Origin of the sequence: Pseudomonas sp. PB103 (assembly GCF_009764635.1) — a bacterium.
Classification (GTDB): domain Bacteria; phylum Pseudomonadota; class Gammaproteobacteria; order Pseudomonadales; family Pseudomonadaceae; genus Aquipseudomonas.
Genome location: NZ_RWIL01000170.1, coordinates 1 through 12,093, shown reverse-complemented (window position 1 = coordinate 12,093; position 12,093 = coordinate 1). Strand labels below are relative to the sequence as shown.

General features: G+C 59.9%; 9 protein-coding genes and 1 pseudogene. 3 read left to right on the top strand and 7 right to left on the bottom strand.

Going from position 1 to position 12,093, the window contains the following annotated elements; genetic code table 11:
- Nucleotides 1-557: isochorismate family cysteine hydrolase YcaC (ycaC, locus tag EJA70_RS29345; RefSeq protein ID WP_256677633.1), on the top strand; the 557-nt coding region annotated here is incomplete at its 5' end.
- A 118-nt stretch (nt 558-675) separates the two neighbouring features.
- Here ycaC and EJA70_RS29340 read toward each other — a convergent pair.
- The 4 genes from EJA70_RS29340 to EJA70_RS29325 form a co-directional block, all read right to left on the bottom strand.
- The gene (locus tag EJA70_RS29340; RefSeq protein ID WP_256677767.1) at nt 676-3,213 is read right to left on the bottom strand and encodes a PAS domain-containing protein; all 2,538 of its coding nucleotides are present in this window, start codon (nt 3,211-3,213) and stop codon (nt 676-678) included.
- A 51-nt stretch (nt 3,214-3,264) separates the two neighbouring features.
- Entirely contained in the window at nt 3,265-4,803 is a 1,539-nt protein-coding gene (locus EJA70_RS29335; protein ID WP_158836013.1) for a cryptochrome/photolyase family protein, read from the bottom strand.
- Between the two features lie 210 nt (nt 4,804-5,013).
- On the bottom strand, nt 5,014-6,138 hold the full coding sequence (locus tag EJA70_RS29330) for an alkene reductase (protein WP_158836010.1): 1,125 nt from the start codon (nt 6,136-6,138) through the stop codon (nt 5,014-5,016).
- Nucleotides 6,139-6,220: 82 nt separating this feature from the next.
- Nucleotides 6,221-6,898, bottom strand: a complete 678-nt coding sequence (locus tag EJA70_RS29325; protein ID WP_158836007.1) for a type 1 glutamine amidotransferase domain-containing protein — start codon at nt 6,896-6,898, stop codon at nt 6,221-6,223.
- 211 nt (nt 6,899-7,109) lie between these two features.
- Between EJA70_RS29325 and EJA70_RS29320 the strand changes: the two genes are divergently transcribed.
- On the top strand, nt 7,110-7,694 hold the full coding sequence (locus EJA70_RS29320) for a TetR/AcrR family transcriptional regulator (RefSeq protein ID WP_158836005.1): 585 nt from the start codon (nt 7,110-7,112) through the stop codon (nt 7,692-7,694).
- A gap of 102 nt (nt 7,695-7,796) precedes the next feature.
- Here EJA70_RS29320 and EJA70_RS29315 read toward each other — a convergent pair whose 3' ends face one another.
- The 3 genes from EJA70_RS29315 to EJA70_RS29305 all read right to left on the bottom strand — a co-directional run bounded on the left by EJA70_RS29315 (nt 7,797) and on the right by EJA70_RS29305 (nt 11,810).
- Nucleotides 7,797-10,238, bottom strand: a complete 2,442-nt coding sequence (locus EJA70_RS29315; RefSeq protein ID WP_158836002.1) for a TonB-dependent receptor — start codon at nt 10,236-10,238, stop codon at nt 7,797-7,799.
- A gap of 100 nt (nt 10,239-10,338) precedes the next feature.
- The gene (locus tag EJA70_RS29310; RefSeq protein ID WP_158835999.1) at nt 10,339-11,307 is read right to left on the bottom strand and encodes a FecR domain-containing protein; all 969 of its coding nucleotides are present in this window, start codon (nt 11,305-11,307) and stop codon (nt 10,339-10,341) included.
- On the bottom strand, nt 11,304-11,810 hold the full coding sequence (locus tag EJA70_RS29305) for a sigma-70 family RNA polymerase sigma factor (RefSeq protein ID WP_008081399.1): 507 nt from the start codon (nt 11,808-11,810) through the stop codon (nt 11,304-11,306). The genes EJA70_RS29310 and EJA70_RS29305 overlap by 4 nt, the downstream gene beginning before the upstream one ends.
- Before the next feature lie 2 nt (nt 11,811-11,812).
- Between EJA70_RS29305 and EJA70_RS30955 the strand changes: the two are divergent.
- Nucleotides 11,813-12,093 (top strand): annotated as a pseudogene (locus EJA70_RS30955) (hypothetical protein); the annotation flags it as partial.

Genomic DNA, 12,093 nt, shown 5'->3' with positions numbered 1-12,093 from the left:
TTTCGCTGGTGCAGGACTTCTCGCCGAACGAGTTCAAGAACAACGTGCTGGCCCTGGCTGACCTGGCCAAGTTCTTCAACTTGCCGACCATCCTCACCACCAGTTTCGAACAAGGCCCGAATGGCCCGCTGGTACCGGAATTGAAAGAGATGTTCCCGGATGCGCCGTACATTGCCCGCCCAGGTCAAATCAACGCTTGGGACAACGAAGACTTCGTCAAGGCGATCAAGGCGACTGGCCGCAAGCAGATCATCATTGCCGGTGTGGTAACCGATGTCTGTGTCGCGTTCCCGACGCTGTCGGCACTGGCGGAAGGTTTTGATGTGTTTGTGGTCACCGATGCTTCCGGGACTTTCAACACCACCGTGCAGCAGGCTGCATGGAGCCGCATGACCCAGGCCGGTGCGCAGATGATGAACTGGTTCTCGGTGGCCTGTGAGCTGCACCGCGACTGGCGCAACGACATTGAAGGGCTGGGCAACTTGCTGTCGCAGCGCATCCCTAACTATCGCAACCTGATGAACAGCTACTCGGCGCTGACGGCGCAGCAGAAATAAGCTGAAGCCGTGAATCGAAAAGCCTGCTTATAAAGCAGGCTTTCTTTATTGGCGAGCCTGAAAAATGGTTGGGCGCTATCCGGCGAAGACGGCAGGCCAAACCGTGCGATGGCGCGCCTCAGTCAACCTTGGCAGCCATCAGATTCCTCACCCGTAAGACCAACGTGTCGACCGCAAAAGGCTTGGTCAATACCTGCATGCCTGGCCCGAGCTGGCCACTGCCGAGCACCGCGTTTTCGGCGTAACCGGTGATGAACAGGGTCTTCAACCTGGGCCTGATCTGCCTCCCCGCATCGGCCATCTGGCGTCCGTTCATGCCGCCCGGGAGGCCGACATCGGTGATCAGCAAATCGATGTGTGCACCGGAGCGCAGCGCTTCCAGGCCTTCGACACTGTCAGCGGCTTCAAGCAGGTGGTAGCCGAGGTCGCCCAATACGTCTTTAAGCAGTGTTCGAACGGTGGGTTCGTCGTCGACGATGAGGATCGTTTCACCGGTTTTTGCATGCGCTGCCGGCGTGCTGCGCAGGTCAGCTTGATCGTGGCGGGTCTCGCCGTGATAGCGCGGCAGATAGATGCACATCGTGGTGCCTTGGCCCACTTGCGAATGCACGCGCACCTGGCCGCCGGATTGTTTGGTAAAACCGTAAATCATCGACAACCCCAGGCCCGTGCCCTGGCCGATGGGTTTGGTGGTGAAGAAGGGGTCGAAGGCTTTGGCGATGACCTCTGCGCTCATGCCCGTACCGGTGTCGGTGACGCACAGGCACAGGTATTGCCCTTGGGGGATGTCCAGCGTGCGGGCCGCTTCATCGTCGATCGATCGATTGGCGGTCTCGACCGTTATTCGCCCACCGTCAGGCATCGCATCGCGGGCGTTGATGCACAGGTTCAGCAGGGCGTTTTCCAGCTGGCTGGCGTCGACGAGTGCCGGCCACAGCTCGGGGGCAGCGTGGGTTTTCAGGCGAATACTGGGGCCTACGGTGCGCTGGATCAGTTCGCTCATGCCATCAACCAGCGAGTTGACATCCGTCGGCCGTGGATCAAGGGTCTGTCGTCTGGAGAAGGCCAGCAGGCGATGGGTCAGTGCCGCTGCACGCCTGGCCGCGTCCTGGGCGATCACCATGTATTTGTCGACGTCCTTCAGACGGTCCTGGGCGATGCGCTTTTGCATCAATTCCAGGGCGGCCGAAATGCCGGCCAGAAGGTTGTTGAAGTCATGCGCCAAACCGCCCGTCAGTTGCCCGACGGCTTCCATTTTCTGCGATTGGCGCAGCTTCTCTTCCGCCTGCATAAGGTCCGTGGTGCGCTCCGACACCCGTTGCTCCAGCGTGTCGTTGAGTGCGCGTAACGCCGCGGTCGCGCGGTCGCGTTCCGCTTCGACGTTGCGACGATCTTCAACATCGATTAGCACGCCGGGAAAGCGTCGCGGCGTGCCGTCATCGGCGCATTCAACGCGGCCGTTGGCTTCGATCCAGGTGTATTTTCCATCCGCGCCGCAGACCCGGTATTGATGGGAGTAGGCGCCGCCTCGGGCAATGACTGCGGTGATCGCGGCGGTAAGTCCGTCCCGGTCTTCAGGGTGTACGGTGGTCACCACTTGCTCCAGGCTCAGACTGTCACGCCCCAGCGCCGGATCAAGGTTGAACACCCGGGCGAAGGCTTCGTCGACGGTGAAACGGTCGGTGAGCAGGTCCCAGTGCCAAGTGCCGATAATCGCGCCAGCGGCGAGGGCAAGTTGTACGCGTTCGACGTTTTCCTTGGCGACGGCCTCGCTGACGCGCAGACGCTCCTGGGCATCGCGCCGTTCGGTGACGTCGCTGAAGAAGATTGCGATCTGCCGATCCGCAGGATCTCCCACCCGCACGGCACGCACATCGAACCAGCGCTCGAAGGTGTTGGCGTAGTTTTCGAAGTTTGCCGGCTCACCGGTCTTGGCGACGTGCCCATAGGTTTCGAACCAGAAGCTTTCCAGGTTGGGCGCAAACTCGGTGACCCATTTGCCCCGCAGGTTGACGCCGGCCTGACGTTCGAACGCGGGGTTGGCCTCGACGAAGCAATAGTCCACGGGGCGATCATCGGCGTCGAACTTGACTTTGACGATGGCGAACGCCGCCTCGATGGTTTCCAGAATCGTGGCGAAGCGCTCTTCGCTCAGGCGCAATGCGGTTTCGGCTCTGCGTGAGCGTGTCAGGTCGAGCATGGCGCCAATCATGCGCTCGGCCCGGCCATCGGCGTTGCGGATCAGGTGCCCGCGATCCAGCACTTCAGCGTAGGTGCCGTCTTCACAACGGAACCGGTATTCCGCGTTCCAGGCTGTGCCGGAGCCATTGATCGCGGTATCGATCGATGCCTTTACACGCGCGCGATCCTGCGGATGAATCTGCGCAAACCGCCAGTCACAGGTCGGCTCGATGGTGCCCGAAGCATAGCCATACGCCTCTTGCAGTGCATCGTTCCAGGTGATCTGGTCAGTCTGCAGATCCCAGTCCCAGACCGCGTCGCAGGTCATCTTGACGGCCAGACGCAGGCGCGTGACTTCGGACTCGAGTTCCTCGCGGGTAAGGTTTTTCAGAATTCCACCACTCGTGCCTTGTTGATTTTCTGGTCTGAGTCCAATCAGTGTGTCGAACGCACATCCAGTCGCCATCTCACCCATTGACCGGGGGCGTCACGCTTAAGTTGCACCGCGGCAAGACACCCGCAACGTTCAGAGCGCTTCGCCGTTATCCAGTGTGTCGAGCAGCCGCTGGCCGCGCTGCCACAATGCCTGCTGTTTCACTTCGGGCATGCGGTCGAGGTTTTTGTAGATCATGCCCATGCGCTGATTGCCACGCAGCAAATCGCCATGGCGCATGAGGAAATGCCAGTACAGCGCGTTGAACGGGCAGGCGTCGTCCGTAGTGGTTTCGCGCACCTTGTAGGTGCAACCGCCACAGTAATCGGACATTCGATTGATGTACTGGCCGCTGGCACAGTAAGGCTTGGAGCCGAGATAACCACCGTCGGCGTGCATGACCATGCCCAGCGTGTTGGGCAGTTCGACCCAATCAAACGCGTCCATATAGATGGCCAGGTACCATTCGCAGATCTGGCTCGGTGCAATCCCGGCCAGCAGGGCGAAATTGCCGGTCACCATCAAGCGCTGGATGTGATGGGCGTAGGCGTGTTTCAGGCTCTGACCGATCGCCTGGCGCATGCAATTCATCTGCGTTTCGCCGGTCCAGTAGAACTCCGGCAAGGACCGCTGGTTACCGAACACATTGCCCTCGGCGTACTCGGGCATTTTCAGCCAGTAGACGCCACGCACATATTCACGCCAGCCGATCAGTTGCCGGATGAATCCTTCGGCTGCATTCAGTGCAATGTGGCCGGACCAATAAGCGGACTCGACATCGCTGCACAACTGGCGCAGGTCGAGCAAACCGATGTTCAGTGCGGCGCTGATGCGCGCATGAAACAGATAGGGTTCGTCGCTGGCCATGGCGTCCTGATAGTCGCCGAAACCGGCCAGTCCATAGTCGAGAAAGTATTCCCACAGGGTCTGCGCGTCGGCGTGTGTCACCGGATAGTTGAAATCATCCAGTGCACCGTAGTGACCGGCGAAACGCTCGCGCACCAACGCCAGCACCTCGTCGGTTATTGCATCGGTGGTAAATCTGGCCGGGTAGGGCGCTTTGGCATTTTTCGGCAGGGCCTTGCGGTTCTCGGCATCGTAATTCCAGGCGCCGCCGACGGGCGTGCCGTCGCCATTGAGCAACAAGCCGCTTTTACGGCGCATCTCGCGGTAGAAGAACTCCATGCGCAGCTGTTTTTTCTCGGCAGCCCACGCGGCGAACTCGTCGCGAGAACAGAGGAAGCGTGTGTCGGCGTGCCATTGGATAGCAACCGCGCAATCACGCAGAGATTGCTCCAGACGCCAGTCGCCGCACTCAGTGACGTGTACTTCTTGCGCCTGCAGCAGGGTTTGCCAGCGCTTTAATTCGCTGGGCACTGAACCAGTGTTTTCGGGATCGTCGAGGCGCACGTAGTGCACAGGTATGCCGCGCCTGTGCAGGGCTTGAGCAAAGTGGCGCATGGCGCTGAAGATCAGGGCGATCTTCTGCGGATGGTGGGCAACGTGCGTTGCTTCCTCCATCACCTCGACCAGCAGCACTGCATCACCAGCGCCATCAATCCCCTGCAACGAAGCGAGGTCGAAAGACAGTTGGTCGCCCAGAACCAGGCACAAGCGTTTGACGTTTTTCATTTGAAAGGCTTCAGCCCGATCGAAGGCGCAATGGGTTGCCGTGAACCGGCAAAGGTCTGCTTTCAAATAGTTGTACGAAAATATGGATTTGTATAGGTATTTTTCGCGAAGGGTCAGCTATGCCAAATCATTCAGCGCTGGCGATAGCGCCTAAAGCATGCGCTCCCAAATAATGGTGGCGCATGCTTTGGGTCTTCTGATGCTTAGCGATTACCCGCCATACACAGGGTAATCCACGTAGCCTTCGGCATTGCCGCCATACACTGTGGCCGGGTTCAAGGCGTTCAGCGGCCAGTCATTGGCGATGCGTGCGGGCAGATCCGGGTTGGCCATGAACGGCCGGCCGAACGCGACGAAGTCGGCCAGTCCGGAGTCGAGCAACTGCGCACCGGATTCGGCGTTGTAGCGGCCGGCGTAAATGATCGCGCCACTGAAGGTGTCGCGCACGGCCTGGCGAAACGTGAGCGGCATGGCGGGTGCGTTGTCCCAATCGGCTTCGGCGATGGACAGGTAAGCTATGCCGACGTCTTGCAGAATCTTGATCGCTTCGATGTAGGTGGTGTGCGGGTCTTCCTCGACCATGCCGAGGTAAGTCCGCGCTTCATCGGTGGTGGTGAACAGCGGCGCAAAACGTACGCCGACCTTTTCCTTGCCGATGCATTCGGCGACACCGGCCACCACTTCACGCAAAAAGCGCAGGCGATTGTCCAGCGAACCACCGTACTGATCGGTGCGCAGGTTGCTGTGGGCCGAGATGAACTGGTTGACCAGATAGCCATTGGCGCAGTGCAGTTCAATCCCGTCGAACCCTGCTTCCATGGCATTGCGCGCCGCCTGGATATACAGCTGCACCAGTTCCTGGACCTCATCGGTGCTCAGCGCGCGCGGCGCCGAAGGCGGTACCAGTGCGCCGGCGCCCGGCGCGGTTTCGATGAACACGCTGACCCGGTCGGTGGCCACGGCGGACGCCGAGACCGGCGCCGCGCCGTCGGGTTGCAACGCGGTGTGCGACACCCGGCCAACGTGCCAGAGCTGGGCGAAAATCACCCCGTCCACCGCGTGCACAGCCTCGGTGACTTTGCGCCAGCCGGCGATTTGCTCGGCGGTGTGGATGCCCGGCGTCCACGCGTAACCCTGGCCACGCGGCTCGATCTGCGTGCCTTCGGTCACCAGCAAACCTGCGCCGGCGCGCTGCTGGTAATACTCAGCCATCAATTCATTGGCAATGTTGCCCGGTTGCGTACTGCGCTGGCGGGTGAGGGGCGGCAACACGATACGGTTTTTCAGGGTGTGCAGGCCCAGTGTCGCGGGTTGGAAATAACTGCTGTGGTTCATGCAAATACCTTGTCGACTGGTTTATTAGACCAGTCGACTATTAGCGAGATAAAAAAATAAGTACTGAATAGTCAGTGCTGAATCAACCGAGCATTTTCAACAGTTGTTCGGCCACCGCAGCGGAGCTGGCAGGGTTCTGGCCGGTGACCAGTTGCCCGTCAGTGACTACATGCACTTGCCAGTCAGCAACCTTCGAGTAACGCCCGCCGAGACGCTGGAACTCGTCTTCGATCAGGAACGGCACGACGTCGGTCAGGCCGACGGCGGCTTCTTCCGAATTGGTGAAACCAGTGACTGCGCGACCGGCAATCAGCGGTTGGCCGTCTGCCGCCACCACGTGACGCAATACACCTGGCGCGTGGCAGACAAAACCGTGGGGTTTGTTGCTGCGGTCGAAGGCTTGAATCAAGGCAATCGAATGCGCGTCTTCGGCCAGATCCCACAGCGGGCCGTGGCCACCTGGGTAAAACACCGCATCGAAGTCGTCAGCGCGGACATCCGCCAAGCGACCGGTATTGGCCAGTGCCTGTTGTGCCGCTGGGTCGTTACGGAAGCGATCGGTCTCGGCAGTCTGCGCACCAGGTTCGTCGCTTTTCGGGTCGAGCGGTGGCTGACCGCTGGCCGGCGACACCAGCGTGATGTCGGCACCGGCGTCCTTGAAGGCGAAGTAGGGGGCGGCGAATTCTTCCAACCAGAAACCGGTTTTTTTGCCGGTGTTGCCGAGTTGATCGTGTGAAGTCAAAACCATCAAGATTTTCATAGAGCACCCTGGATTGATCAGGTGGACTCGCCGTGCGAGGGATTCGCCTGGCGTCGACACCCGGAAAAGCGGTTGACGGGGCGCAGCATAGATTCCAATTAGACCAGTCGTCTAGTAATTTTTTCGCGTGCAGGTTTTTCCTCGGCAGCTGTGGCAAACTCGCCATCTTCTGAAATATACGACTGGTCTATTGTCTGGTACTTTGCGCCCCATGAAACCGACTTACGACGACACCCGCCAACACTTGCTCGACACCGGCCACCGGATGATGGCCGAAAAGGGCTTCACCAGTGTCGGCCTCAACGAAATCCTGCAAACCGCCGGCGTGCCCAAGGGCTCGTTCTATCACTACTTCAAGTCGAAGGAGCTGTACGGCCAGGCCTTGCTCGCGGATTACTTCGTCGGCTACCTCGCCGACATGGAACGACGCCTGACGCTGCCGGGGCTGACGGCTTATGAGCGGCTGATGGATTACTGGCAGGGCTGGCAGGATCGCTGCACGCTGGAAGGGCATGGCGATGAATGTCTGGTGGTCAAACTCAGCGCCGAAGTTGCCGACTTGTCCGAGTCGATGCGCCTCACCTTGCGTGACGGCGCCGAGCAAGTGGTGGCGCGCATTGCTCAGTGCATCGAACAAGGTCAGGCGGAAAAAAGCCTGCCGGCGGGCGATGCCCGGCATCTGGCGGAGACCCTCTACCAGCTGTGGTTGGGCGCGAGTCTGCTGAACAAATTGCAGCGCACCGGGCAATCGCTGAACACCTCGATGGCTACCACGCAGCAACTGCTGCGCGTCTGATCATCGATTCAACGGTTCAACGGCGCCGACCTGCCGCTAAGCAACGGCGCCGACCTGCCGCTAAGCAACGGCGGCAGGTCGGTGTTGCTCACCCTGACGAGATCAAAACTCCGGCGTGTACTTCACGCTGAACATCACATTGCGCGGGTCGCCGAAGTTGTTGTTGCCGTTGAGCTGGTTGTACGCGGAGGTGTAGTAGCGCTTGTCGAACAGGTTGTTGGCGTTGACCGCCAGACCGATTTCCTTGCTCAACTGGTAGCCGAGGCGCGCGCTCCATACGGTGGAGCCCGCCACATCGTAGGTGTGTTCGTAACCCAGCGTATGGCTTTGCGCGGTGAAACCGAGGCCGGTGCTGACGCGTTCCCAATCGCCGCTGAACTGGTAATCACCCCACACGCGCAACATGTGTTTCGGTGTCCAGGTGCTGAAGACTTTGCCTTCGTTGTCCGGGTCATCCAGGTACTTGGTGGTGTTGTAGGTGTAGCCGGCGAAGAGTTGCAGGTTGTTCAGGACTTCACCGCTGATCTCGGCTTCGATCCCCTGGCTGCGGACTTTACCGGCGGCGTTGGAGCAATACCAACCGTCGCAGACCATGCCCGACGCGAGGTCGTTGATGGCGCGGTTCTCCTGGTCATAACGGAACACCGCCAGCGAGGTGTTGACCCGGCCGTCCATCAATTCGCCCTTGAGGCCGACTTCGTAGTTGCTGCCGACGACTGGTTTGAGTGCCGTGCCGCTCGCCGTGCGGTTAGTTTGCGGCTCGAACACGTCGGTGTAGCTGGCGTACACCGCCCATTCGCGGCTGAGGTCGTAGACGATGCCGGCGTACGGCGTGACTTCGCCGGTTTCGTTCATGGTGCTTTCAGGCTGCGGGACGGCCACATTGCTGAAGGCTCGTTCGGTCGCGTATTTGTAGCTGTAGTCGAACCAACTGACGCGCGAGCCGAGCACCAGGGTCAGCGAGTCGATCGGTTTTACCCGCCAACTGCCATACAAACCCTTCTGGCGAATATCGTATTTGCTCGGCGTGGCTTGGCCGCCCGGCGTATTGAGTATGCCTTCGTAGCTGATGTCCGGACGGTCGTGGTCGATGTCGAAAATCGTGTCGGTGCTGCTGTTGTTGAAGGTGCGGGCGTATTTATCGTCGGAGGTGTATTTGGAATAGTTGCCGCCGAGCATCACTTCATGGGCCATGGACAAGGCTTCGAAGTGGCCGGTGACGTTCATGTCCAGACCGAGTTTGGTCGCATCGAAATCAGTAACAAAGTCGGCGTACTGAATGCCGCTGCCATCAGGATTGATACCGGCGCCGCTGGTTTGCAGGCGCTGACTTTTACCCTTGTTGGTTTCATCCATGCGCACCGCGCCGACCTTGAACGCCCAATCGTCATTGAAGCGATGCTCCAGATCGGCGTACAGCGTGGTGACGTCGATGTCCAGATGGTTCCAGCGCGCGCCGCCGTAGGTCGAGCGCGGCACGTTTAGCGGCTTGCCGTCGGCGTAGCGGGGCAGGCCACGGATCATCGGGCGCGACTCGCCATCGGAGTTGCTGATGGCCAGACCGAGGGTGGTGTCGTCGCGCAGATCAAAGTCCAGCGCGCCGTACAGCGAATGGGTTTTGCTCCATTCGTAATCGACGAACGACTGGCTCTGGTCTTCGTCGGCAACTAAGCGACCGCGCAAGCTGCCCGTCGAATTCAACGGGCCGCCGGCATCCAGTTGCAGGCCGTAATGATCCCACGAGCCGGCCTTGCCGGTGATGGTCACGGTCGGCGCATTCTGCCCGCGCTTGCGCACTAGATTGATCGCGCCGCCGGGGCTGCCGGTGCCTTGCAGCAGGCCGGAGGAGCCACGGAGAATTTCCACACGGTCGAAGAAAATCAGATCCTGGGTCGCCCAGTTGCCCAAACCGTAGAAGTTGCGCGGGATCGGCACACCGTCGTACTGCCAGTCATCGATCTGAAAACCGCGCGAGGTAATGATCATGCCTTTACCCACGCCCTGAACGCCGACCAGACCGGTGGTTTTGTTGACCGCGTCTTTCAGATCAACCAGATCCTGATCGTCCAGCTGCTTGCGCGTCATCACGGTGATCGACTGCGGAATTTCCTTGAGCGTGTGCGTGCCTTTGCCGATGCTCACGGCGCGCGCGGCGTAGGAACCCGAGCCTTCGGTAGTAGTGGCGTCGAGGCTGCGTTCAACGATGTTGGTGGCGTCCAGTTGCAGGGAGGCGCTGCTGTCGCTGGCGGGTTCGACGCTGAAGTTGCCTTGCCCCGTCACGCGTAGCTGCAAACCGCTGCCCGACAAGGCTTTTTGCATCGCTTGCGCGGCCGGCATCTGCCCGACCACCGCCGGAGCACGTTTGCCCTGAACCAGCGCAGGCTCCAGCGAAATGATCTGCCCGCTCTGACCGGCGATGGCATTGAGCGTGCTGGCCAGAGGGCCGGCGGGCAGGTTGAACGTCAGGTCTTGCGCCAGCGCTGAGGTCGACAGCGTTGCCAAGGCAACGCCAGCGTAAAGGTTACGGGGCCACGTGTTGAACACAACAATCTCCTGTTTTTGTGCAAGTGTCAGGAGATAGGTGCGATGAGAAATGAAAACCGGACACAAACAAGAACGATTTTCATAAAATATTTTTTCCGGCTCATTTTTTACTGATCAAGGTCAGCCAGGGACTGTAGCGATCGACTCGAATGGGCAGCGTTTCGGCCAGGGCATTAAAGGTCCGCTCGGGATCGTCCAGCGGGAACACACCTTGTACGCGCAAGCTTCGAACGTCGTGAGCGACACGGACAAATCCTCGACAGTAGGGGCGCAGGGCCTCGACCACTTGCGCCAGGGATTCATCCAGCACATTCAATCGGCCGTTCAACCAATCGGCGCGACGACGCTCATCACCGCTGGCGAACGTGATAGTGCGCGAAGAAAGCACCGCCGCCTGACCTTCCCTGACGATTTGTGTGGTGCCGTCGAACAGCCGCGCTTCGACCGAATGCTGCAACACCACGAGGCGACTGGCGTCCTGCTCCTGAGCGACCAGAAAACGGGTGCCCAGAGCACGCATGTCACCTTCGGCGGTGCGCACGATCAGTGGGCGACGCGAGTCGGGTGCGACGTCGATCAGCAGTTCGCCGTGGCGCAGAATGACCACGCGTTGCTGACCATCGAAGCGCAAATCCACCGAGCTGTCAGCGTTCAGGCTCAGACGGCTGCCATCGCTCAGATTGAAATTCTGCCGCTGGCCGCGCCCGGTGTGCAGATCCGCCAGCAACGATTCGCCGAACTGACTTTTGCTGCCCAGCCATAAACTGCCGCCGAGCAGACCCAGGCCGGCGATCACGCGCAGGGCATCGCGGCGCGAAGCCTGCGGCTGCAATAACACCTGGCGGGCTTCGCTGGCCTGGCCGGGCAAGCGCCGGTCCAGCGTGCGAACGGTGTTGAACGAAGCGCCGAGCCGCTCCTGCAGTTTGTCCCACGCCTGGCTGTGCGCGCGATCGCTCGCCAGCCAGGCGTCGAAACGCTGCTGCGTGGCAGTGTCAGGTGTGGCAGCGCGAAGTTTGACCATCCAGTCTATGGCTTGCTCGCTGACCGGGTCCAGGCGCGCCTTGCTCATGAGGCCATTTCACATAGAAAGCACTGGCGCAAAGCCTGTTTCATGTAGCGGCTGACCGTCCGCTCCGACAGCCCGAGTTTTTGCGCAATCGCCACGTAGCTCAGCCCGTCCAGTTGGCTGTAAAGGAACGTGGCTTTGACGATCATTGGCAAACCATCGATCGCCCGGTCGATGGCCACCAGCGCTTCAATCAGTTGCAGTTGTTCTTCGGGGGAGGGCACCAGCACTTCCGGCAGCGTAGACAAACGCTCCAGATAGGCGTGTTCCAGTTTGCGTCGGCGATGACGGTCAAAGATCAATCGCCGCGCAATCGTCGACAGGTAAGCGCGTGGCTGGTCGATGCTGTCCGGATCGACGCGTGCCACCAGCAACTGGCAAAACGTATCGGCGGCGGTGTCCTCGGCGTCCGCGTGATTGCGCACCTGCCGGTTGATGTGTTGCAGCAGCCAACGGTGATGGTCGCTGAAAAAGAATCCCAGCTTGCTGGACGGAGGAGAGTGCACTGGTGGTCTTTCCAGATGTTAGTGAGAATCTATCTCAATACTACCTGTGCCAGCGGATACCGTGCAATGTCCTTGCGTTTTTGCCGAGAGAGGCGAAGTTGATTGTCCTGAATGGGTTGACGGTAAAACGCTTTTCAACCGATTTATCCCAATTCAATGCGTCAGTAATCTGTACCCAACTTGAACGCAACAACAACTTCCAACATCGAAAAGGGACGCAGACCATGACCACTCCAACCTACAACCGCCTGAACAAAGACGACGCCATCGTGCTGCTGGTCGA